The sequence below is a fragment of the Agrobacterium sp. LY4 genome (assembly GCF_001526585.1).
In the GTDB taxonomy this organism is placed as follows: Bacteria; Pseudomonadota; Alphaproteobacteria; order Rhizobiales; family Rhizobiaceae; genus Agrobacterium; species Agrobacterium leguminum.
The window spans coordinates 75,218-99,104 of record NZ_ASYA01000005.1 but is presented as its reverse complement, the minus strand read 5'-3'; the positions used below and the strand labels follow the sequence as shown (position 1 = coordinate 99,104).

19 protein-coding genes and 1 pseudogene are annotated in these 23,887 nt (G+C 60.9%); 5 read left to right on the top strand and 15 right to left on the bottom strand.

What is annotated here, in order from left to right; translation table 11 throughout:
• Window positions 1–679: 679 nt before the first annotated feature.
• The 7 genes and pseudogenes from L904_RS07455 to L904_RS07425 form a co-directional block, all read right to left on the bottom strand.
• Window positions 680–2,202, bottom strand: a pseudogene (locus L904_RS07455) (aldehyde dehydrogenase (NADP(+))).
• A gap of 22 nt (window positions 2,203–2,224) precedes the next feature.
• A complete protein-coding gene (locus L904_RS07450) occupies window positions 2,225–3,307 on the bottom strand; it encodes a mannonate dehydratase (RefSeq protein WP_020810041.1) in 1,083 nt (360 codons plus the stop codon).
• Between the two features lie 57 nt (window positions 3,308–3,364).
• On the bottom strand, window positions 3,365–3,673 hold the full coding sequence (locus L904_RS07445) for a YciI family protein (RefSeq protein WP_020810040.1): 309 nt from the start codon (window positions 3,671–3,673) through the stop codon (window positions 3,365–3,367).
• Window positions 3,674–3,685: 12 nt separating this feature from the next.
• The gene (araD, locus tag L904_RS07440; RefSeq protein ID WP_020810039.1) at window positions 3,686–5,425 is read right to left on the bottom strand and encodes an L-arabinonate dehydratase; all 1,740 of its coding nucleotides are present in this window, start codon (window positions 5,423–5,425) and stop codon (window positions 3,686–3,688) included.
• A 1-nt stretch (window position 5,426) separates the two neighbouring features.
• Entirely contained in the window at window positions 5,427–6,797 is a 1,371-nt protein-coding gene (locus tag L904_RS07435) for an MFS transporter (protein WP_020810038.1), read from the bottom strand.
• A gap of 95 nt (window positions 6,798–6,892) precedes the next feature.
• Window positions 6,893–7,342 carry a nuclear transport factor 2 family protein gene (locus L904_RS07430; protein WP_020810037.1) on the bottom strand — a complete coding sequence of 150 codons (450 nt, stop codon included), beginning with the start codon at window positions 7,340–7,342 and terminating at the stop codon, window positions 6,893–6,895.
• A gap of 3 nt (window positions 7,343–7,345) precedes the next feature.
• A complete protein-coding gene (locus L904_RS07425; protein ID WP_020810036.1) occupies window positions 7,346–8,143 on the bottom strand; it encodes a ribonuclease activity regulator RraA in 798 nt (265 codons plus the stop codon).
• Between the two features lie 119 nt (window positions 8,144–8,262).
• Between L904_RS07425 and L904_RS07420 the strand changes: the two genes are divergently transcribed.
• Window positions 8,263–9,855, top strand: coding sequence for an IclR family transcriptional regulator C-terminal domain-containing protein (locus tag L904_RS07420; RefSeq protein WP_162144077.1), 1,593 nt, complete (start codon window positions 8,263–8,265; stop codon window positions 9,853–9,855).
• A 2-nt stretch (window positions 9,856–9,857) separates the two neighbouring features.
• On the opposite strand, the gene L904_RS07415 is transcribed toward L904_RS07420, so the two are convergent.
• On the bottom strand, window positions 9,858–10,763 hold the full coding sequence (locus L904_RS07415) for a DMT family transporter (protein ID WP_020810034.1): 906 nt from the start codon (window positions 10,761–10,763) through the stop codon (window positions 9,858–9,860).
• Window positions 10,764–11,093: 330 nt separating this feature from the next.
• On the opposite strand from L904_RS07415, the gene L904_RS07410 reads away from it, so the two are divergent.
• The 3 genes from L904_RS07410 to L904_RS07400 all read left to right on the top strand — a co-directional run bounded on the left by L904_RS07410 (window position 11,094) and on the right by L904_RS07400 (window position 14,146).
• Window positions 11,094–12,089, top strand: a complete 996-nt coding sequence (locus tag L904_RS07410; RefSeq protein ID WP_020810033.1) for a tripartite tricarboxylate transporter substrate binding protein — start codon at window positions 11,094–11,096, stop codon at window positions 12,087–12,089.
• Between the two features lie 67 nt (window positions 12,090–12,156).
• Window positions 12,157–12,630 carry a tripartite tricarboxylate transporter TctB family protein gene (locus L904_RS07405; protein ID WP_020810032.1) on the top strand — a complete coding sequence of 158 codons (474 nt, stop codon included), beginning with the start codon at window positions 12,157–12,159 and terminating at the stop codon, window positions 12,628–12,630.
• A gap of 4 nt (window positions 12,631–12,634) precedes the next feature.
• Entirely contained in the window at window positions 12,635–14,146 is a 1,512-nt protein-coding gene (locus L904_RS07400; protein ID WP_031233827.1) for a tripartite tricarboxylate transporter permease, read from the top strand.
• 5 nt (window positions 14,147–14,151) lie between these two features.
• On the opposite strand, the gene L904_RS07395 is transcribed toward L904_RS07400, so the two are convergent.
• Window positions 14,152–14,442 carry a hypothetical protein gene (locus L904_RS07395; protein WP_020810030.1) on the bottom strand — a complete coding sequence of 97 codons (291 nt, stop codon included), beginning with the start codon at window positions 14,440–14,442 and terminating at the stop codon, window positions 14,152–14,154.
• Between L904_RS07395 and L904_RS07390 the strand changes: the two genes are divergently transcribed.
• A complete protein-coding gene (locus tag L904_RS07390) occupies window positions 14,441–14,740 on the top strand; it encodes a hypothetical protein (RefSeq protein ID WP_020810029.1) in 300 nt (99 codons plus the stop codon). The genes L904_RS07395 and L904_RS07390 overlap by 2 nt on opposite strands.
• Window positions 14,741–15,146: 406 nt before the next feature.
• Here L904_RS07390 and L904_RS27635 read toward each other — a convergent pair whose 3' ends face one another.
• From L904_RS27635 to L904_RS07360, 6 genes are all read right to left on the bottom strand, one after another.
• Window positions 15,147–15,398, bottom strand: coding sequence for a hypothetical protein (locus tag L904_RS27635; RefSeq protein ID WP_147401463.1), 252 nt, complete (start codon window positions 15,396–15,398; stop codon window positions 15,147–15,149).
• Between the two features lie 91 nt (window positions 15,399–15,489).
• Complete coding sequence (gene pyc, locus L904_RS07380; RefSeq protein ID WP_020810027.1) at window positions 15,490–18,957, bottom strand: pyruvate carboxylase; 3,468 nt, start codon at window positions 18,955–18,957, stop codon at window positions 15,490–15,492.
• A gap of 88 nt (window positions 18,958–19,045) precedes the next feature.
• Window positions 19,046–20,566, bottom strand: a complete 1,521-nt coding sequence (locus tag L904_RS07375; protein ID WP_020810026.1) for a fumarate hydratase — start codon at window positions 20,564–20,566, stop codon at window positions 19,046–19,048.
• The gene (locus L904_RS07370; protein WP_020810025.1) at window positions 20,559–20,891 is read right to left on the bottom strand and encodes a DUF4387 domain-containing protein; all 333 of its coding nucleotides are present in this window, start codon (window positions 20,889–20,891) and stop codon (window positions 20,559–20,561) included. The genes L904_RS07375 and L904_RS07370 overlap by 8 nt, the downstream gene beginning before the upstream one ends.
• Window positions 20,888–22,270, bottom strand: coding sequence for an acyclic terpene utilization AtuA family protein (locus L904_RS07365; protein ID WP_020810024.1), 1,383 nt, complete (start codon window positions 22,268–22,270; stop codon window positions 20,888–20,890). The genes L904_RS07370 and L904_RS07365 overlap by 4 nt, the downstream gene beginning before the upstream one ends.
• Window positions 22,271–22,314: 44 nt before the next feature.
• Window positions 22,315–23,754 (bottom strand): aldehyde dehydrogenase family protein, encoded by a 1,440-nt coding sequence (locus L904_RS07360; protein ID WP_020810023.1) that lies wholly within the window; start codon window positions 23,752–23,754, stop codon window positions 22,315–22,317.
• Window positions 23,755–23,887: the final 133 nt, after the last annotated feature.

Genomic DNA, 23,887 nt, shown 5'->3' with positions numbered 1-23,887 from the left:
TCGCCCGCTCAAGTATCACAATGTGATAATAGGGGTTGGATGTTCGACGATTGGCGGCATTTGAAGCAAGTTTTGACGGCCGCCATCCACATAATAGACATGCAATTTGCCCGTCGCCAAAGGTGCCTACGGCTGGACCGGTCGGTTTTCACCTCCTTTCAGCGCTACGGCGACGTAGCTCTTGAAACTTTGCTTCTCGACCGAATACCTGATGTCTACGTTGTCCCCAGTTCTCAAAGGACAAACAAAGGAATTAAGGCGGTACCGTTCGGCCAAGGGACCACAAACGAACAAGTTAAGGCGTCGATGCGGCAGTTGTCAGAACGCGAGGGGACAAATCTATCAAGGCGGTTCAGGGTGGAAACGTCCGTCGTGTCTGTCACCAGTTCTATGACCACACTACAACATCGTAGCTCTCGAGCTTTAGGTAAAAGCGATTCACCCCGATCTGTTAAAGGATATCGATCCGAACAAGAGATACCGGGACCTGATTAGCCAGTTGACGAGCATTCCTGAAAGCCTGCTCTTTTCGGTGCAACACTTTCAAAGTTGTGATCGGGTGCAAGCTGTATGCGCGCCATCAGACCTAGGCGAAGTACGGTGTAACTGCGGTCGGCGCGCCACACAATTTATGCGTAAGGCGCCCCGATCCCTCGCGGCCGCCTTACGTTCGAAAATGTCAGTTGCTGACAAGCACCGGCAAGAGATCCGCAGGGATGTCCTGATAGCAAACGGGCCTAAGGAAGCGGTAGATTGCCATCGTGCCAACCGAAGTGGATCGGCCGTCAGAGGTCGATGGGTACGGCCCGCCATGCACCATTGCTGCCATACCTCGACGCCTGTCCCGAAACCATTGACTACCACGCGCCCGGCGAGGAGTTCGAGTTCGGGAATCAGCTTGACCGCGAAGGCATGGTCGCCGTCGTCTAAATGAACAGCGGCAGTCAGTTGCCCCTCCAAAGCGCTCAAAACTTCGAAAAGCTCAAACTGGGTCTTGCATTTCACGACGAGAGAAGCGGCCCCGAACATCTCCTCCTGCATGGTGTGGTCAGACAGAAAGTCCGCGGCAGTCGTTTCGAATAATACCGCCTGTCCTTGATTTTCGGAGCCTCTCATTCCGATCGCCAGTGTCCTCACCTTTGCGTTGGAATTTAATGACTGAGTTCCCCGTACGAACGCATTACATATCCCAGGCGTCAACATCGTCTGAGCTCCGGCCCGCTCGACGGCCACCTTCGCGGCATCACGAAACGCATCCAGCCCTTCGCCTTCCAGAGCGACGATCAGGCCGGGATTGGTGCAGAACTGGCCGGCGCCAAGCGTCAGCGATCCGACGAACGCGGTGCCGATCGACGCGCCGCGCGCCTTCAGAGCTTCCGGCAGCAGGATAACGGGGTTGATACTGCTCATTTCGGCATAAACCGGGATCGGCTGCGGCCGGGCCGCGGCGATCTTCATCAGCGCCGTGCCGCCACCGCGAGATCCCGTGAACCCGACGGCGCGAATGCGCCTGTCGGCGACAAGCCCCTGACCGATCGTGCGGCCGGAATCATGAAGCAGCGCGAAGGTGCCCGCTGGCATGCCGCAGTCGGCGACCGCCCTGGCGACCGCGCGGCCGACCAGTTCGGATGTGCCGGGATGCGCGGAATGCGCCTTGACGATGACCGGGCATCCGGCGGCAAGCGCCGACGCCGTATCGCCGCCGGCGACCGAGAAGGCGAGCGGGAAGTTGGAGGCGCCGAAAACGGCGACCGGCCCGACCGGGATGTTGCGCAGCTTGAGGTCCGGCTTCGGCGGCGTGCGCGCCGGATCGGCTGCGTCCGCGCGGCGTTCGAGGAAGCGTCCGGACCGGACTTCGGCGGCGAACATCCTCAACTGGTTGACGGTGCGCATGCGCTCGCCCTCGATCCGACCCTTCGGCAGGCCCGTTTCCGCCATGGCCCGCTCGACCAGCGCGTCGCCGAGATCGAGGATGTTGGCGCCGATCGTTTCGAGAAACATCGCCCGCTCTTCCAGCGGCGTTTCACGATAGGTCTGGAACGCGGCCCAGGCCAGGGACGCCGCCTGTTCGAGGTCCGTCTCCGTCGCGCCTCCGAAGGAAACCGGGAGCTTGTCGCCGCTCGTGGCCTCGATGGCGAAGATTTCGCCGTTCGTGCCGCGCGTCTCCGCGCCGCCTATCAGCAATGTGCCGGTCAGGGTCATTGGTTCTATCCTTTGATCGATTTCAGGCGGGGATGGCGTGTAGCAGGCCGCGCGTATAGCCGAGCGCGAAGCCGAAGAAGCGTTCGCGCGCGGGGTCGAGATCGGAAACGGGAACATGGTCGGGGCACAGGATGCCGGTGTAGCCGACGTCCCTGTAGGCGCGGATCGATGCCGCCATGTCGACGCTGCCGTCGTCCGGGAAGCATTCCGAGAAGTCCAGGTAGCCACCCTTGATGTTGCGGAAGTGGACCATGTAGATGCGGTCGCGGCCACCGAACTCGCGGATCGCCTTGACGACGTAGTCGGATGGATCCTCGGACATTTCCGCGACCGTTCCCTGGCAGAAATTGAGGCCATGTGCCTTGCTTTCCGGCGCGATGTCGAGAAAGCGGCGGATACCTTCGATCGAGCCGACGACATGTTCGACGCCGTTGAGGCCGCCCGGCGGGTAGGCCGGATCGTGCGGATGCGCGGCGAGACGGATGCCTGCCTCTCCAGCCGTCGGAATGACCTGCTCGACGAAGAATTCGAGCGCATCCCAGCCCTGGCGTTCGCTCACGCCGCCCGACTGGTCGCCGCGAACCTGTCCAACTGCTTCCCTGGTGCCGAGCGCGTTGGCGGCGATGTCGGAGCCGTGCTGGTCAGCGCCGGGATGGCCGACGCCCCAGTACGAGAATTTCGCGTCGGCATCGGCGTCGTACTGCTTCGCCTGAAAGGCACTGCCGCGAACGCCGCCGCGACCCTCGACGAAGCCGGTGCGGGTGATGCCGACCATCTGGAGATTGTACTTGAGGATGGGAACGCCGCCATCGGCCGCGGCCCGGATGTCCTTGCGCAGGCGCTCGCCGGTCTTCTTCGCCTTTTCCGGATTGTGGATGCTGTCCAGCAGGATGGAATCGACGTCGAGCGCGAGAACGTCGAGCGACATGTCGAAGCCTTCGACCCATTGCCGCTGCGCCTTGACCTTGGCGGCATCCCAGGCGCCGTCATCGTTCTTCAGCTGCTCGTTCGGGCGGCTGTCGATGACGAGGTGCTTGACGCCGTATTGCGTCGACAGGCGAAGCCTCTGTTCGGTCGGGTTGATGATCTGTTCGCCCAGTTCCATGGGGATTACTCCAGTGTTCGGTGATGTCTTCAAATCGGATTCTGCGGCAGATGGATGTCAGCTCTGTCCCATCAGCTTTTTCCAATCGACCAGGCGCATCTCGATGATATCGACCTCGCCCCAGACGCCATCGCGCTTGTAGGGTTCGGTGGCGACATAGGCGTCGAGCGCGGCGCGGTCGGGAAAGTCGAGCAGCATGACGGACCCGACCATGTTGCCGTCTCCGTCCAGCATGGCGCCGCCATCGACCACGCGCCCGTCCGCCTTCATAGTCTTGAGGCCTTCCATATGCTCGGGCCGCGACGCGAGGCGTTTTTCGAGGGTTCCGGGGGTCTTGCTGTCGCGGGCGATGATGGCGAAATGCATCGGGTGTTCTCCTCAGAAGATGGCAGGCTCGTCCACGGGCCGGCCGTGGGACGTCTGCAGGAAATCGAAATCGCAGCCTTCATGCGCCTGCTGTATGTGACGCGAGAACATCCAACCATAGCCGCGTTCGTAACGCGGTTGCGGTGCCACCCATTGCTCTCTGCGGGTAGCGATTTCCTGGTCGGAGGCGAGCAGGTCGAGACTGCGTGCGGGGACGTCGATCCGGATCATGTCGCCGGTGCGCACGAGCGCGAGCGGTCCGCCGATAAAGCTTTCCGGCGATACATGCAGGATGCACGCGCCGTAGCTGGTGCCGGACATGCGTGCGTCGGAAATCCTGACCATATCGCGGACACCCTGCTTCAGGAGCTTCTTCGGGATCGGAACCATGCCCCATTCCGGCATGCCCGGCCCGCCATGCGGGCCAGCGTTGCGCAGCACGATGACATGCTCGGCGGTGACGTCGAGATCGTCGCTGTCGATCTGCGCCTTCAATGTCGCGTAGTCGTCGAAGACGAGCGCCGGGCCGGTATGCGTCAGGAACCGGGGATCGCAGGAGCTCGGCTTGATGACGCAGCCATCGGGTGCCAGGTTGCCGCGCAGCACGGCGAGCGCGCCTTCGGCATAGATCGGATTATCGAGCGGGCGGATGACGTCGTCGTCATGAACGGTGGCGTCCGCGATGTTCTCGCCGATTGTCCTGCCGTTGACGGTCATCTCGCCGAGATGAAGCTGATCGCGCATCCGGTTCATGAGCGCCGGCAGACCACCCGCGTAATAGAAATCCTCCATGAGGTACGTGTCGCCGCTCGGGCGCACGTTTGCGATGACCGGCACCTCGCGGCTCAGCCTGTCGAAGTCGTCGAGCGAGATATCCTGTCCCGCGCGGCGCGCCTGCGCCAGCACGTGAACGATGGCGTTGGTGGAACAGCCCATCGACATCGCCACGGTAATGCCGTTGAGAAAAGCTTCGCGCGACTGGATCTTCGCGGGCGTGAGATCTTCCCAAACCATAGCGACGACACGTTGGCCCGCATGGAAGCACATGCGGATATGGGCGGAATCGACCGCGGGGATCGCCGAGGCGCCGGGCAGCGTCATTCCGATCGCTTCGGCGATCGCCGTCATCGTGCTCGCCGTGCCCATGGTCATGCAGGTGCCGTAGGACCGCGCGATGCCCGCGGTGATGTCGCCGATGTCCTTGTCGCTGATCGTGCCCAGCCGCCGCTCGTCCCAATATTTGAAGGCATCGGAGCCCGAACCGAGCGTCTTGCCGCGCCAGTGGCCGCGCAGCATGGGACCGGCCGGAACGAAGATCGCAGGCAGGCCGATGCTGGTCGCGCCGAGGAGAAGGCCCGGCGTCGACTTGTCGCAGCCACCCATCAGGATGACACCGTCGATCGGATAGGCCCGCACCATCTCTTCCACTTCCATGGCGAGAAGATTGCGGAACAGAAGCGCCGACGGCTTCAACAGGTTCTCGAACAGGGAAATGGCCGGCAGCTCGAACGGAACGCCGCCCGCCTTGGCGACGCCGCGCTTGACGTCCTCGACCCGCTCGCGGAAATGCGCATGACACGGGTTGATGTCCGACCAGGTGTTGATGATGGCGATCATCGGTTTGCCGTTCAGGTCGTCGAGATCAAGACCGAGCTGCATCATGCGCGAGCGATGATTGAAGCTGCGGAAATCGTCGCTCGCGAACCAGCGGGCGCTTCTGAGCGTGTCGGGTGTCTTTATGCGTTTCGTCATTTCAGGACTTGCTCGCGCCGTAGGACGCGATCGCGTCATCCGAAGACGGTCCGGTTTCCAGTTCCGCCCGCTTGATCGGGCCGACGATGACCCAGTAGCTGAAGACGGCCACGATGCCGTGGAGACCCACGAACAGCAGCGCGTTGGCGAACGAGCCCGATCCCGCCACCAGATAACCGATGACGAGCGGCGTCACGATGCCGGCAGTGTTGCCGATCGCGTTGAAAACGCCGCCGGTCACGCCGATGATTTCGCGCGGCGCGGTATCGGCGATCACCGTCCAGCCGAGCGATCCGAAGCCCTTGCCGAAGAAGGCGAGCGACATCAGGACGACGACCATAAATTCGGACGTGACATAGTTGCACAGGATCATGGCGCCTGTCAGCAGGAGCCCGATGGTGATCGGCGTCTTGCGCGCGATGCTCAGCGAACCCGTCCGCTTGAGCAACCAATCGGAGAAGAAGCCCGTGGAGACGCCGCCGATGCATCCTGCGATCGCAGGGATGGACGCGACGAAACCGGCGCAGAGAATGTCGAGGCCCAAGCCCTCCACGAGGTAGGTAGGAAACCAAGAGACAAAGAACCAGGTGATAGCTGTGATGCAGTATTGCGCGATGAAGATGCCTACCAGCATACGGCTGCGAAACAGCGCGAATATCTGACCGCTCGTCGGACCCTTGGCGGCTTCCGTTTTGTCGCGCGGTTCGTCGCCGAGGTCCACGAGGCCGCCACCCGCCCTTATATAGGCGATTTCGTTCGTCCTTACCTTGGGATGCTTTTTGGGGACGTGGTAGAAGCGCCACCATCCGATTGCCAGGATGAAGCCCAGCCCGCCCATCACGGTGAAGACGTGTTCCCACCCGAACAGATGGTTCAGCCATCCCATCAGCGGCGTGAAAATCGCCAGCGAGAGATATTGCGCGCTGTTGAAGACGGCGCCCGCGATGCCGCGTTCGCTCGACGGAAACCATGCGGCGATGATGCGGCCGGATGCAGGACCAACGGGTGACTCGAATATCCCCAACAGGACGCGCAGGCACAGCAGCGCGATGAACGGGAACGCGACGTGTGTCACGAAACCGGCGAGGAAGGTAGCCGCCGACCAGAGGATCAGCCCGTAGAAGACCGTGCGTTTCGCGCCGAGCTTATCGACGAGCCATCCGGCCGGCAGATGCCCGAGAACGTAAGCCCAGGCGAAGGCCGAAAATATCCAGCCGAGTTCGATCTTGCTGATGCCGAGCTCACTCGTGAGCCCCGGTCCCGCGACGGAAAGCGTTGCGCGGTCGCCGGTGCTGAATGCCAGCACGATGGTGATCAGAGCAAGAGCGATGTATCTGTAAAAGCCCGCGCGCGGCGCTGTCGCCTCTCCCATGGCGCTTCTCCCTGGTTCGAATTCCTCAAATCATGTCATCGGCCCCGCGCCCGTGCCGGGCACGAAGACGCGGGGCCGCATTGCCTTGGGAGGCCTTATGGCGACTCGAGGTGATAACCTCGCCCCGCATAGTCGAAATCATACAATTGCGAGATGGCGACCGACGAGTCGGCGGGCGAGGCGTAATAGGCGCGGATTTCCTTGATCCGGCCCGTCTCCTCGTCGAAGATGTACCACTCGTCACCGCGAAGTGCGGTACCCGCCTTGTTCTTCCAATGGGTCCATTCGATGACGGCCTCCGGCTCGGTTGACGAGCACAGGACCTTCTCGATGGTCCATTGGGAGCCGAGGTTCTCGATGCACCAGATCCACTTGCGCGCGATCGTGTCGGCGCCGCGCCAGGGGATATCCGGCAGGCCGGGCGGGAAATAGTGGACACCGTCGGGCGTGAAACTGTTGACGAGGCCATTATAGTCCGCGGCATTGCAGGCCGCGAAATAGTCGCGGATGGTCTTCTCCATCTGCGTGGGGGTCAGCTTGCTCATTTTTTACTTTCCCGCGCGAATCGTCGGCGCGTCTTCTGGCTTGGAGCCTGCGGCCTTCCACGCCGCGAAATCGGCGCGTGTTTGGTCCGTCGGCGGATAGACGCCATAGAGCGCCTCACCCGAGCCCACCCGGTAAGACAGATATTTTTCGAGCTCGTCCCGCTTTTCGCAAAGGTCTGCCATTTCCGCGGCGAGATGGCGCGGGATGACTGTGATACCGTCGCCGTCCCCGACGATTATATCGCCCGGATAGACCGCAACGTCCGCGCACGCGATTGGAACCTGAAGATCAGCAACGCGATGATAGGAGAGGCGTGTCGAAGCCACCACCATTTGGCCATAAGCCGGGAAGTCCAGCTGAGCCAGTTCCTGCCCGTCGCGGAAAGAACCGTCGGTGACGATCGCAGCGGCTCCACGCATCTTCATGCGCGTTGGCAACATCGCGCCAGCCGATGCGGCTCGCGGATCGTTCCTGCTATCGATGACCAACACTTGTCCCTCGCCGATGTTCTCGACGGCTTCCCATTGAAGGTTGTCCTTGTTTGGATGCGGCTTCAGCGTATCAATCGTATCGAGATCCTCACGCGCTGGGATCATCCTCAATGTGAAAGCCTCGCCAGCAAAACGTGCGGCCTCAGTGTTCATAGGCTTGAGGCCTACGAGGAAGCATTGACGCAATCCCTTTTTGAAAAGCTCCGTCGTCAAGGAGCCGCTGGAGCATTCCTTGAGCCTGCTGATGACTGATGTAGGAACATCGATTTCGTGTTGGATCTGATATTTTCCGCCCATTTTCATATCCATTGCATGGCCTACCCAAGTTCAGGTTGATGAGCTATGATATATCCATGATACGGACGGAATTGAAGCAAAACAGAATTTCAGGCCGGCGTTTATCTCATATTATGGACAGGGAAATTGGCATGAATGTTGAGTGGACTGAGAAGCCGGAGAAGGAGACCGTTAAAGGTGCAGCGCTCATCGACAAAGCTTTTCAACTGATAGACATTGTCGGCGCTGCGCCTGGACACGTCAGTATACCCCAGCTTGCTCGTGAAACGGGATGGGCACGTCCCACGCTCTACCGCATCCTTTCTGCCATTACAGCGAATGGGTATCTCAGGCTTGATCCGGTGGCGCAGGGCTACACGCTGGGATACCGTTTCCTAGAGCTTGCCCAAAACGTCTGGTCGGGACCGGATCTTGCGGCGATCGCGAGTGGCGAATTGCGCCGATTGCGCGACATGACCGGAGAGACGGCCTATCTAGCCGTTCCTCATGACGGTGCGATGATGGCGCTTGGCAAATTCGAAGGCACGCACCCTGTCCGGTCTGCGGCGCGACTTGGGATCCGCAAGCCGCTTCACTGCACAAGCCAGGGCAAGGCGATCCTGGCGTTTCTGCCAGAGGCCGAAATGGAACGTCTCGTGGGGGACCAGGAACTTGAGCGTTTCACCGCAAACACGATCATTCAACCGGCGCATTTGAAGCTTCACCTGGCGATCGTGAGGCATCGAGGCTACGCGATCGAAGACGAAGAAATTATCGCCGGCAACCGCTGCGTCGGCGCCGCGATCCTCGATCACGCGGGCAAGCCGGTGGCCGCGATTAGCGTCGCCGGGCCCGTATGGCGGCTGACCAGCGAAAGGGTGGAGCAACTCGGCCCTGAGATCGCGCTTGTCGCGCGCAACATCAGCGCGCAGATGCGAGGCGGCGGCGAGCATGTCGCCGTGACCTCCGGGCATCCGATGGCGCACCCGAAAGCCGGCAAGCTGGCATTCTACGGCAGCGATCCTGTGTGGGACCACGCGCGGCAGTCGGTCCTGTGGATCGATCGGCTCGGGCCTGCCGTGTTCGAGGCAGGCCCGACGGCATTCAAGTCGCATTCGCTGCCCCAGGATGGGCCGGTCCGCGCGGTGAGTTTCGTCAACGGCGCATTGCACGTCTGGCTGCCGGGCGACAAGACCATCCTGTCAGGCGGCAAGATATCGACATCGGCCGAGCGCGCCGAAATCGACCTGCTTGCGACGGCGGTCCATCCCTCCGGCGCGATCTGGCGCTCGATCAGGGAGGGCGAGGGAAGCCGGATAGAGGGACCTGACGGCAATTCATGGTCGCTCAACGGCCAGGTCGTCGCCCTTGCCTGGGCGCCCGATGGTTCGTCGCTGTTTGCCGCGGATGCCCAGAAGGGAACCATCTACAGTCTCCAGTCCGGCGCGAAGGCGCCCCGGGTTTTCAGTCGTATCGCGCGTGTCTCGGGTGAGCCGCGTGCCATCGCGATCGATCCGGGCGGGCGGCTGTGGGTCGCGCTCTATGACGGCTGGAGCGTCGCGCGCATCTCGGGCGAAGGGGAAATCGAGCATGTCGCGGCCTTGCCCGTGCCGCGCCCGACCGGCCTTGCATTCGGCGGCGAGGACAATCGGAGCCTGTTTATCACGTCGGCGCGTGTCGGCCTCGCAAGGGAAGTTCTCGACAACGCGCCGCTTTCGGGACAGTTGCTTGTCTACAGGCTGTAGCCTTACAGCCGTCCGCGCCGTCGAAGCGCCCGTTCCCGCAGCATGACGAAAATCCCCGAGGCGGCGATGATCGCCGAGCCGACGGGGACGGCGCCCGTGGGTATCTCGTCGAAGATGAGGATGCCGAAGGCGATGACCCAGAGCATGGACACGTAGTCGAACGGCGCGAGCGCCGACGCTTCCGAAAACTTCAGAGCATGGGTCAGCATCAATTGCGCCGCAGCGCCGGCAATGCCGGTGAAGAGCAGCAGCAGCGCCTGGCGAAGGTCGGGAACCACCCAGCCGAACGGCAGCGTCATCAGGCCGAACAGGCTTGTCGCGAGCGCAAAGTAGAGAACGATGGTCTCCGTTTTTTCCGAACTGGTCATCCTGCGAATCTGGATCGATGCCAGCGCCAGCAGCCCGGCGTACACGAGGGCTAAAAGCGCGCCCAGCGGATCACGATCGGAAATCTGGCCGACGAAAAGATGTTCTGACAGGATCATGGTGACGCCGAGAAATCCGATCACGACGGCGCTCCACCGGTAGACCTGCACCTTTTCCTTCAGCATCACCACGGCGAGGATGACGCCGATCAGCGGGCTCGCGAAGGCGATCGCCTGGGCATCGGACAAAGGCAGCCGCTGGACGGCGGAAAACCAGGCAAGCATTCCCAGGCCGCCGATCAGGCCCCGGAACAGATGGCTGAACGGCTCGCGCGTGCGAAGCGACTGGAGCATGGTGCCTTTCGAGACAAGGAAGAAGCAAACGATCGGCAGCGTCGGGAAGGCGCGGGCGAAAACGATCTGGCCAAGGGGGATGTCGTCGCCCAGGAGCTTGGCCGCCGCGATCGTCGCAGCGGTGAAAAACGTTGCCCCGATCTTCAGTCCGATGCCGGTGAGATACGTGGTCCTGTCGTCGTGCAGCATGGAATTCCGTAAAGTTGTCGATGGAGGGCGGGTGTGCTTGCCGATAAAGGGCGCGCCCTCTTCCCATCTCATAATTTGAAGTCACGTCTTCGATATCGCTACGTTACATGCTTCCGTGTGCCGCCACGAGCAGTAATTTCTCCCAAAAGTCCATATTGTGAGACGGTAATGGTGCAGGCTTGCTGTGTGTCATTGTTCGTGGACGCGGCATCCATCAAGATTAGCGCGTGATCAAGGGGAGGATCGTCGGCAACTTCAGGAGCGGCCGGCGTCCATGGAGGCGGGGCCGATGCAAGTGTATCCGGCTACCGAACAACACAGGGAGGTTCCATGAAACATCTTTTCAAACGACGCGCGGTTCTCGCGGGACTGGCAGGGGCGCTTGCCGCAGGCTTGCCGTTCAGCCCGGCGGATGCGAACGCGCAGGAATGGCCATCCGGCACGATCACCTTCATCGCACCGTTCCCGCCGGGCGGCACGAGCGACGCGAACTCGCGGATCATGGCGGAGGCCCTGTCGAAGCGGCTCGGCCAGACCGTCGTGGTGGAAAACCGCCCTGGCGCCAACGGCAATATCGGCCTGTCGCTCCTATCACGGGCAAAGCCGGACGGCAATACGATCGGGCTGACCGGCGTGGGCTCGAATGCCATCAATCCGAGCCTCTACAAGAAAATGCCGTTCGATAGCGTCAAGGATTTCACGCATATCACGATGTTCGCCGCAGGCCCGAACGTTCTTGTCGTCAACCCCGATTTTCCGGCGAAGACCTTCAAGGAATTCATCGATCTGATCAAGGCGAACCCGGGCAAGTACAATTTCGCAAGCTCGGGCAACGGCGCGTCCGGCCATCTCGCGATGGAGATGCTGAAGGTTGCCGCCGGCCTCGACATCAAGCACATCCCTTACAAGGGCGGCGGCCCGGCAATCACCGACGTGCTGGGTGGTCAGGTGCCGATGCTGTTCGTCAATCAGGATGTCGTGCTGCCGCATATCCAGGCGGGCAAGCTGCGTATTCTGGCGGTCGCCAGCCCGGAGCGAAACAAGCTCTATCTCGACACGCCGACAATCGCCGAGTCAGGCTATCCCGGCTTTTCGGCGATGTCCTGGACGGGGCTTTCCGCGCCTGCGGGCCTGCCGCCTGAAATCGTCGAGCGGCTTCACAAGGAGATGGTGGCCGTCCTCAACGAGCCGACGCTGAAGCAGGCGCTCGAAGCCAAGGGCTATATCGTCGGCGGCAACACGCCGGAGGAATATACGGCGTTCATCGCATCCGAGATCAAGAACTGGGAAGCCGCGGCCAAGTCGTCCGGCGCCACCGTCAACTGATAACCGACTTTTTCGGGCGCTGCGGGTTTCCGATGGACACCTGTGGCGCCCGTCCTGCGGAGTGCACATGAACAGCAGTGTCTTCAATCAAAAAGAGCTCCTGACCGGTATCCTCTATGTGGCATTCGGCGCCGTCGCCGTGATCATGGGGCAGGATTACGGTTTCGGGTCGCTGACCGAGATGGATGCCGGGTTCTTCCCGATCGTCCTCGGATACATCCTGATCGGCATCGGTCTTCTTACCCTCGGTCGTGCCTTCATCCGTGGCGGCGATGGCGAGCCCGGGCCGCTTCGCACCATCTACTGGAAAGGGTTCGCCCTCGTCATCGGCAGCACCGCGCTCTTCGCGCTTGTCCTGCCATTCGTCGGCCTGATCGTGGCCCTGCCGCTCATGATCCTCATGAGCGCGATGGGGAGCAGCCGGTTCTCCCTGTCCTTGAAATCGCTCGCGCTTCTCGTCTGCTTCATCGCAGCGTGCATCGGGCTCTTCGTGGAAGGCCTCGGCGTTCCGATGCCGCTCTTCGGCACAGTTTTTGGCTGATATCATGGAAACATTCGCAAATCTCCTGCTCGGCTTCGAGACTGCCGGCACGCTCTACAATCTGCTCTACTGTTTCATCGGCGTGTTTCTCGGAACCGCGATCGGCGTTCTGCCCGGTCTGGGGCCGACGGCAACGATCGCCATGCTGTTGCCGGTCACCTTCGGCTTGCCGCCGGAATCCTCGCTGATCATGCTGGCCGGTATCTATTACGGCGCCCAGTACGGCGGCTCGACCACGGCAATTCTCGTCAATCTTCCGGGCGAATCCGCCTCGGTCGTGACGGCGATCGACGGCTACCAGATGGCGCGTCAGGGGCAGGCCGGCAAGGCGCTCGCCTCCGCCGCGATCGGCTCCTTCGTCGCCGGCACGATCGCCACCTTCCTGATCGCGCTGTTTGCGCCGCCGCTCGCCGATCTCGCGCTCGAATTCGGGCCGGCCGATTATTTCGCGCTCATGCTGCTCGGCCTCGTCGCGTCCCTCGTGCTGGCGTCCGGCTCGATGCTGCATGCGGTCGGCATGATCGTGCTCGGCCTGCTGCTTGGCATGGTCGGCACGGACGTGAACACAGGCCAGATGCGCTACACGTTCGACTATATGGAACTGGTCGAGGGGATCAATTTCGTCGTCGTCGCCATGGGCGTGTTCGGCATCGGCGAAATCCTGTCGAACCTTGGCGACAAGGAGGACAGTCGCTCCATCCTGAGCGGCAAGGTGACCGGCCTGCTGCCCACGATGAAGGACCTGCGGTCCATGGTGGCGCCGGTCCTGCGCGGCACGGGCCTCGGCTCCGTTCTCGGCATCCTGCCGGGTGGTGGCGCGATGCTTGCCTCCTTCGCATCCTACGCCGTCGAAAAGAAGCTCTCGAGAAACCCCGAGCGGTTCGGCAAGGGTGCGATCGAAGGCGTGGCGGGGCCGGAATCGGCGAACAACGCCGGTGCGCAGACCTCGTTCATCCCCATGCTGACGCTCGGCATCCCGTCGAACCCGGTCATGGCGCTGATGATCGGTGCGATGATCATCCAGGGAATTCAGCCGGGACCCTCCGTCATGACGGAGCAGCCCGCCCTGTTCTGGGGCATCATCGCTTCGATGTGGATCGGCAATGTGATGCTGCTCATCCTCAACCTGCCGCTGATCGGCCTGTGGGTGAAGATGATCGCGGTGCCCTATCACTACCTTTATCCTGCCATCCTCGCCTTCTGCACGATCGGCGTCTATAGCCTGAGCAATTCGACCTTCGACATCGTCCTGCTCTCGATCTTCGGGGCGCTCGGCTACGTCATGCGCAAGCTCGACTGTGAGCCGGCGCCGCTGCTTCTCGGGTTCATCCTCGGCCCGATGCTGGAGGAAAACCTGCGACGGGCCATGATGATCTCGCATGGCGATCCGATGGTTTTCGCGCAGCGGCCCATCAGCGCCACGCTGATCGGCTTCGCCATCCTGCTTCTGATGCTCGTTCTCGTGCCGAGCCTTCGCGCCAAGCGGGAAGAGGCCTTTCAGGAGGAAGCCGGCTGACACGATCAGCCTGGCGGCATGGACTTCACGATGTCCAGAAGGAAGGCCCGGGCATCATTGCGTGTCTCGGGCTTCCATGCCGCCACGAGGTCTGCGCGTAGAAGCTTGTCGTCGAGCCGACGCAGCCTGATCTTCCGGAAGACGATATTTCCGAAGCTTACGTTGGCCGCGCTGCTTGGCACGACCGCTAGGCCGAGCCCGGTCGAAACGAGGGACAGGATCGCCTGCGACTGCAGAGGCCATGCCCTTATCTTGGAGCAGTTTGACGAACGCGTTTCGCGGGCGAATAAATCCATGGATCGCCTGACGATGGTCGACAACAGCGCACGCGAAGCGTCGATCGAGGAAATGCGTCACGAGATCTCCGCACTGTTCGAAGATCAGCGCTGTGACATGCAGCAGACGAGCCCGTTCAACGACACAACGGGGGCAGGGGGAATGCCGCCGGCGGCGCTTGTTGACGAGGCCGGCACTCACGACCAGCCAGCGCCGACAGCCGTCGATCCTGCGATCGCCACCCAGCAGCAGGCAATAGCCGCCGGCAGCGCTTCCCGCACGGCGCGAGAGCATGCCGGTGCCTCGAAGGCTGCCTAGGACGATCAGCGTCAGCAGATCCTCCGTCAGGCAGAACAGACGCGCCAGCGTGGCAATGACTACGATGGTGCAGAACGGTAACCTTTCGTGCATGGGCTCTGCATCGCTAAGCAGCTTTGGATATCTCTGTCCGCGCTTCGTCATGTGGCCTATTCAGCCGCTAATTCGTGGCGCTAATGGTTGTTCCAACTGTAGATGGTGCATCATACCAACACTGATCAGTGAGGGCAATCGCGCATAGCCCCGGTGTAATCGAGAGGCGACGCGCATGCCGGCCGGTGCCAAAAATGCTCGCAGTTGGCCGGTAGTTTGCGGACAGTATTCCTGCACCTGGACAGGCTCTCCTGTCTCGATCTCCCGGCTGGATGACCATTAGCCGGGGACGCCAGTTCTCGGGAGGAATTGTTCACTGCGCGGCTTCGGCGTATGAATGCCAGCGCTTCAGGAATTCATCTCGCTTCGCGGTGGCTTCCGCATCGTTAGTTTCATGAACCGTGATGTCGGGAAGGTTAGGCGAGTCCAAATGGCTTGCGACGTCGATGTCCGAGCGACTCGGTCGGCGAAACGCCTGTTCGAGCATCGCGATTTGTGCAGGTTTTGGCAGTACGATGTCAAACGCCTTTTTCGCTTCAGCCCCAGTTGGAGCGCCCTTGGTCAAAGACTAGAAATCAGGGGTCGTGAACGTTCATTCCTTCGGAAAACGTTGGCGATGGTCGGTCAGGCAGTAGCGAGGCGTTCCAAGCGTTAGATCACGCCTCCGCGCCGCGAAACACGATAAGAAGATCCTTAGCGTCGATCTGGTCGCCGGTCCTGACGAGAACCTCGGCAATCGTGCCGTCCCTCTCGGCATGGAGCGCGGTTTCCATCTTCATCGCCTCAATGGAAAGCAGCACGTCGCCGGACTTGACGGTCTGGCCCGACGTGACGGACACGGTGGAGATGACGCCGGGCATCGGTGCGCCGAGATGGGCCGCATTGCCGAGATCGGCCTTGCGGCGCGCGGCGCTGGATGCCGACCGGTTGCGGTCGGGAACCTTGATCAGGCGCGGCTGGCCGTTGATCTCGAAGAACACCTTGACCATGGCCTGCTCGTCCGGCTCGCTGGTCGCCTGATGCAGCACGACGAGAGAAACGCCCTTTTCCAGCTCCGGCAGCAGTTCCTCTCTGGCCGAAAGACCGTAGAAATAGGCCGGCGTCGGCAGGACCGAGACCGGACCGTAGGTATCGGCCGCCAGCGCGTATTCGGTAAAGACCTTCGGATACATGAGATAGGAAGCGAACTCGTTGTCGGAGACCTCGCGACCGATCTTTTCCTCGACCGTCTTGCGCTCGGCATCGAGATCGGCCGGCGCCAGCAGCGAGCCGGGAACGGCGGTGTAGGGCTTCTCGCCCTTCAGCGCCTTCTTCTGCAGGCCTTCCGGCCATCCGCCCGGAGGCTGGCCGAGATCGCCCTTCAACATGGACACGACCGATTCCGGGAAGGAGACGTCCTTGGCCGGATTTTCGACATCGGCAACCGTCAAGTCCTGGGACACCATCATCAGCGCCATGTCGCCGACCACCTTGGAGGACGGCGTCACCTTGACGATATCGCCGAACATCTGGTTGGCGTCGGCATAGGCCTGCGCCACCTGATGCCAGCGGGTTTCGAGACCGAGCGAACGGGCCTGTTCCTTGAGATTGGTGAACTGGCCGCCGGGCATCTCGTGCAGATAAACCTCGGATGCCGGTCCCTTGAGATCGCTCTCGAAGGCCGCGTACTGGTTGCGCACCGCTTCCCAGTAGAAGGAGATGCGGCGGATCCACTCGGGATCGAGACCCGGGTCGCGCTCGGAACCGGACAAGGCTTCGACGATCGAGCCGAGGCAGGGCTGCGATGTGTTGCCCGAGAAGGCGTCCATCGCTGCATCGACGACATCGACGCCGGCTTCCACGGCCGCCAGAACGGTCGCGGCCGAGATGCCGGACGTGTCATGCGTGTGGAAATGGATCGGCAGGTCGGTCGCCTCGCGCAGTGCCTTGAACAGCACGGTCGCGGCGGCCGGCTTCAAAAGGCCCGCCATGTCCTTCAGCGCGATCATGTGCGCGCCGGCCTTTTCCAGATCGCCGGCAAGCGCCGTATAGTATTTCAGGTCATATTTCGGGCGGGCCGAATTGAGGATGTCGCCGGTATAGCAGATCGTCGCTTCGCAGATCTTGTTTTCCTCGGCGACGGCATCCATCGACACGCGCATGTTATCGACCCAGTTGAGGCAGTCGAACACGCGGAACACGTCGATGCCGCCCTTGGCCGCCTGACGGACGAAGTATTTCACGACATTATCGGGATAGTTCTTGTAGCCGACGCCGTTGGCGCCGCGCAGCAGCATCTGCAGCAGCAGGTTCGGCGCATCCTCGCGGATCCGTGCGAGGCGTTCCCACGGATCTTCCGTCAGGAAGCGCATGGAGACGTCGAAGGTCGCGCCACCCCAGCATTCCAGCGAGAAGAGGTTCGGCAGCGCCTTGGCATAGGTGCCCGCGACGCGGGCGATATCATAGGTGCGCACGCGCGTCGCCAGCAACGACTGGTGGCCATCGCGCATGGTTGTGTCCGTCATCAGGACTTGGCTTTGGGCGCGCACCCATTCGGCGAACTTCTTCGGGCCGAGCTCGTCGAGCTTCTGCTTGGTACCGGGCTTAATCGGCGCATCGATATACGGAACGATCGGCTTTGCCGCATCGACATTCGGCTTCGGACGGCCCTTGGCTTCCGGATGACCGTTGACCGTGACGTCGGCAAGGTAGGTCAGGAGCTTGGTGGCACGATCCGCACGCTTGACCTGCTGGAACAGTTCCGGCGTCGTGTCGATGAAGCGGGTGGTGTAGCTGTTATCCTTGAACTTCGGATGGGCGATGATCGCCTCGAGGAAGGTCAGGTTGGTCGCCACACCGCGGATACGGAATTCGCGCAGCGCGCGGTCCATGCGGGCAATGGTTTCCTGCGGGTTTGGCGACCAGGCGGTGACCTTGACCAGCAGCGGATCGTAATAGCGGGTGATGACCGCGCCCGGATAGGCCGTGCCGCCATCGAGACGGATGCCGAAGCCCGAGGCCGAGCGATAGCCGGTGATGCGGCCATAGTCGGGAATGAAGTTCTGCTCCGGATCTTCCGTGGTGATACGGCACTGCAGGGCATGACCGTTGAGGCGGATGTCCTCCTGCTTCGGAACACCCGATTCCGGCGTGCCGATCGCAGCGCCTTCGAGGATATGGATCTGCGCCTTGACGATATCGATGCCGGTCACGACTTCAGTAACGGTGTGCTCGACCTGGATGCGCGGGTTGACTTCGATGAAGTAGAATTTGCCACTATCCATATCCATCAGATATTCGACCGTGCCGGCGCCGATATAGTTGGTCGCCTCGGCAATCCGGGTCGAATAGCCGGCCAGTTCCTGGCGTTGAGCCTCGGTCAGATAAGGTGCCGGAGCGCGCTCGACGACCTTCTGGTTGCGGCGCTGCACCGAGCAATCGCGCTCGAACAGGTGAACCACGTTGCCATGGGTATCGCCAAGCACCTGGCTTTCAACGTGGCGGGCACGCTCGACCAGCTTTTCGAGATAGACTTCGTCCTTGCCGAAGGCGGCTTTCGCCTCGCGCTTGGCTTCGGTCACTTCACGGATCAGGTCCTTCGGATCGCGAATGGCGCGCATGCCGCGACCGCCGCCACCCCAGGAGGCCTTGAGCATGACGGGATAACCGATCTCGTCGGCGAGGCGGCGGATTTCAGCCTCGTCCTCGGGCAGCGGTTCGGTCGCCGGAACGACCGGGACGCCGATTTCGATCGCCAGGTTGCGGGCGGCCACCTTATTGCCGAGACGGCGCATCGTGTCGCCCTTAGGGCCGATGAAGATGATACCGGCCTCATGACAGGCATCGACGAATTCCGGGCTTTCCGACAGCAGGCCATAACCGGGATGGATCGCATCGGCACCAGAGAGCTTGGCGACGCGGATCACTTCCTCGATCGACAGATAGCTTTCGATCGGCCCGAGATCGCGGGCCAGGTGCGGCCCACGACCGATCTGATAACTCTCGTCCGCCTTGAACCGGTGCAGCGCGAGTTTGTCCTCTTCCGCCCATATCGCAACCGTTTTGATCCCCAGTTCGTTTGCCGCGCGAAACACGCGAATGGCAATTTCGGACCGATTGGCGACAAGGATTTTGGAAATAGACAATGAAGACCCCTTTGATGGACATGGGATGTCGTTCGTGCGAGCAATGGCGCGGCGATTTTTGTTGATCATTGCGAACGAAAAGGAATAGCTAGGTCGTTCCGATTGCCCTACGCCACCTGGCGGGTCCGCTCTTGTGAATCGACTCGCCCGTAACATCGACAGCCATAGTGACAGGCATATCCTCGACCTCGAACTCGTATACTGCTTCCATGCCCAGATCCTCGAAAGCTACAACCTGGGCGGACTTGATCGATTTTGAGATTAGATAGGCGGCACCACCGACAGCTATGAGATAAGGCGTGCGATGTTTTACGATCGCATCGATCGCGATTGGCCCGCGCTCTGCTTTCCCGACCATGACGTAGAGCCCTGTCGCGTCGAGCACCTTTTCCGTGAACATATCCATGCGCGTGGATGTTGTTGGTCCGGCCGGGCCGACGATCTCATCACGCACTGCACGAACAGGCCCAACATAATAGATGGTGCGGCCGCGCAGATCCACTGGGAGCGGCTGGCCGGCGTCGATGAGATCCACCATACGCTTGTGCGCGGCATCGCGGCCTGTCAGCATTTTTCCAGAGAGAAATAGGGTCTCTCCGGCTCTCCACGTTGCAGTCTCTTCCTTAGTCAAGGTGTCCAAGTTGACCCGTCGTGCGTCCGCGGACAGCGAGCTTCCATAGTCTATGTCCGGCCAATCTCTAAGATCAGGAGGTACGAAGATCGCGGGGCCACTGCCATCCAGAGTGAATTTCACATGTCGGTTGGCCGCGCACTGAGGAATAAGCGCGACTGGTTTTGAGGCCGCGTGCGTGGGGTGTGTCGCAACCTTCACATCTACGACTGTCGTAAGCCCACCAAGACCTTGAGCCCCAATTCCCAACGCATTAATCCGGTGGTAGAGCTCTACCCGAAGCTCCTCTTCCGGCGTTGCGGTGCCACGGGCGAGCAGATCAAACATGTCGATAGGATCGTTAAGTACCTCCTTCGCCATGAGCATCGCCTTTTCGGCGCTACCGCCCACGCCGACGGCGATCAGGCCAGGCGGACACCAGCCGCTTCCCAAAGTCGACACCGTGTCAACGACCCAGTCCGACACCGACGCGCTCGGATTCAGGGTCGTGAATCGCGCCTTGTTCTCAGAACCGCCGCCCTTGGCTGCTATAGTGAATGTGATCTCGTTTCCCGGAACGAGATCCAAATGCACGACTGCGGGCGTGTTATCCTGGGTGTTCCTTCTACTCGACAAAGGATCGAGCACAACGGAGGCCCGCAACGGGTTATCCGGATCGAGGTAAGCCTTCCGAACTCCCTCGTTGATTAACTCTGTAAGGCTGCGCCCGCTATCGATATGTAAGGACATACCGACTTTCACAAAGGCGACAACGAGTCCGGTGTCCTGACAGATTGGTCGATGACCAAACGCTGCCATGCGAGAATTAACGAGGATTTGGGCCATGGCGTTCTTCGCCGCAGCGCTCTCCTCACGCTCGTATGCCGCCGCGAGATACCGAATATAGTCGGGCGGGTGATAGTAAGAAATATACTGTAAGGCGTCCGCAACGCTTTGGATGATGTCGTCGCCGCTGACGACCGTTCGTTCGCTATCCAATGAAGGACACCCCTTCGATTTGTAATGACAATAGGGGCGCGTGCTGCTGTGCCCCATAGATATCTGTGTCACCTATGTTTCCCGACGCTATTCGCCGCGGGAAGGTAATTTTGATGGCCGAAGCAGGATCGAATGCAATGATCTTGATACGATCCGCTTCCGAAACGCCGTAGAGCCGCGAAATCAGGCCGGAATCGATAGCTTGGGACAACTTCACTTCATTATAAATTTCAGGCGAATTAAAGATGATGTCGAGCGTCATCTCGAAGGGACCAGAGTTTTTGCTTCTCACGACGGTAGCGATATCTATAAGGCTCGCGCTCATTTGCGTACTCCTTTTCCGTTACCGATATCTTCGATCACGGTCGAAAAGAGCGCCGTAGGATCGTCGATCTGCATGAGATGATAGATGCTGAACACGAAGACCTCACCGGCATCGAAGTCAGATGGAGAGTAAGGGAAAGCAAGGTTGCCAGCGGTTGAAGTGCGATCAGGATAACCCAGATGCAACATCGTGGATCGTGCGAAGCCGCAAATCGACTTCGCGAGGTTTGCGGTTTCCGCAACCGCCTCGATGACTATGCCGACCTCGTGCGGCACCACGTCGCGTAGCGGCTCAATCGGTCCGAGAACACCATCACGACCGTAGATGCGAAACAGAAGGGTGTATTCGTCAGGGGTGACACCGGGAAAGTTGTCGGTAACACGATCGCGTACTGCGTCGATGATCGTATCTGCCTGGGAGATGAAGACCGGATCGCGCACACCGGCCACAGAAACATATCGATGCCCGACACGACGCGAGCCTTCGAGTTTAACCGCATAGGCCGTATCGATATGCTTGCTTCCGAACACGCGGACACTACGCTCGCTGATCTGCTCGAAACGTGCTGACGTCAGGTCTAGGATGCCACCTGGACCAGGCAGGTGATATGGATCGCTCTTTTCGTAGAGCGAGTGAGCGGCAACTGATGCAATCGTACACCTTCGCCGGGAGTTGAGAGGCTCCAACTCGAAATGGTCCCGACGCAATGTCCCAAACATGCAGTCGCTGCCGCTACCTGGCGTGCAGGCAATTGCCGCGCATTCGAGAATCTTTCCGAGGTGGAGCGAAAGTCCGAGATCGAAACCGTGCATCACCGGGAAAGCGGCAAACACCGTCGGGTCGTAAGCACGCCCAGCGAGGATAACATTAGCATTCATGCGAAGCGCACGTACAATCGGTTCGAGGCCAAGCTGCGCAACGATATGCGTGCAAGATCTAATGTCGTCCTCGAGAAGTTCCGGAGAGCCGCCGCAAGATGAAATGCGCGCTTCTTTGAGAGCTGCCGCGACATCTTCCTTCTCGATCTCCGAGTCGATGGTTGCGAACCGCAGACTGAGGCCGTCCTCGTTGGCAATTTCGCGAATGATGTCGGCCGTCCAGTCTAGATGGGGGCGTGCTCCAGCTCCGCCTGCTGAACCAATGATCGTTGGAATCCCGCGGGCGATAGCAGCCCGCAGGATGATTTGGAGGTCGCGCTTGACCGCACTGCGGTCCGTGAAGGAAACACCGGCGCCAAGATAGTACGGTCCCGGATCACTCGAGCCGGCATCGACTGCAACGACGTGCGGGTCGCGGCGTAAGCCCTCCTGGAACGACGCCTCAGGGAAACCGTAGCCCAGAATTGCAGTCGGTGACAGAATTCGAATCTCGTCCAGCAAAGCGATAGCTCCAGTGTTTGGGATTAGGTGAGCCGTTCGTCCGCCTAACCGATGTTGATGGGCGCGGCAGTGTTTACCAGCTTGAGGTTTTGGAAAGTCCGCAGACCCTCCACCCCGCCCTCATACCCATAGCCACTTTGATCTATGCCTGCGTTCGGTGCATCGGCCGAAACGCCCTTGAGGTAGTTGACGCTCACCGCGCCGGCCGAGAGGCCCCTGATCATGCGCCTTTGCACCTCAGGCGAGTTGCTGAAGAAATAGGAAGCAAGCCCATATTCGGTCGCGTTCGCTTCTTCGATGGCCTCCTCGATGGTATCGAACGGCGCGACCGTAAGGATCGGGCCGAACGGCTCTTCGCGCAGCACCTTTGAATCCGGGTGGACATTGCTGAGGATCGTCGGTGGCCAATAGAAGCCAGGCCTGTTGAGCTTCTCTCCGCCGGTTTCTACTTTTGCGCCCAGACCGACCGCATCCTTCGTAAGGCGCTCCATTGCTTCGATGCGACGCGGGTTGGCCATGGGACCCATTTCAGTCTGCGGGTCGTCCGGCGCGCCGATGCGAATCTTCTTAACTGCCTCGACGAGCTGCGAGAGGAATGTGTCGTAGATCCTATTGGCGACAAGGATGCGGCTCGGTGCGTTGCAGCTCTGGCCTGCACATTCGAACTTGTATTCCGAGATCGCCGCAACAGCCTTGGCGATATCCGCGTCCTCAAAAACGACGACCGGAGAATGCCCGCCAAGCTCTAGGACGCAGCGCTGCAGGTTCGTTGCTGCGATCTTGGCGAGCTGCTTTCCGACTGGCGTTGAGCCGGTGAAGGTCAGTGCACGAACGACTGGCGAGCCCAGAAGGTGCTCCGAGATCATCGGAGGATGTCCGAAAACTAGGCTGACCACGCCAACCGGAATTCCGGCTTCCACCAACGCCTCCACGATGAAGACCCCGGCACTCGGCGTCTCTTCCGCACCCTTGAGGATCACCGGACACCCGGCTGCAAGCGGCGCCGCGAGTTTGCGAGCGTTCAGGACGGCGGGATAGTTCCAGGGGGTGAACGCCGCGACGACACCGATCGCCTCAGGGGCGATTATACGCTTCTCGCCCATCGGAACAGAAGCGGAAAGTTCTTCGGCGTGATTGCCGTTCCATTCGAGCGTTTCGACCGCGCGCGCATACTCCCCCTTTGCCTCGGCCAAGGTCTTGCCCTGTTCTTTGGAGAGCGCTGCAGCGGCCGCATCGACCCTTGTCTCGAGGATTCGAGCTGCCTTCACCAAAAGGGCGCCGCGGTCTCGCGCGGGAGTGCTTGCCCATGCCTTCAGGCTGCCTTGAGCGGATGAAAGGGCTTCGTCGAGGTCGGCAGCAGTCGCTACGGCGACACGCGAGAATTCTTGCTCGGTTGCGGGATTGATAAGCCCGAGCTCTTCACCGTCGCCTCCTGAGCGCCAAGTGCCGTTGATGTAAAGTCGATATTCTTTGCGTTCGGACATGCCTTGCTCCGCGAGTTTTGTACGGTTGTGGACGCTTGATCTCGAACGCAATAGTTCGTTCACCCGCCTGCCAGGGACATGGGCGATCACAGCGCCGTCGATGGAATTTCACCGCTTACGCCCAGCCGGTCAA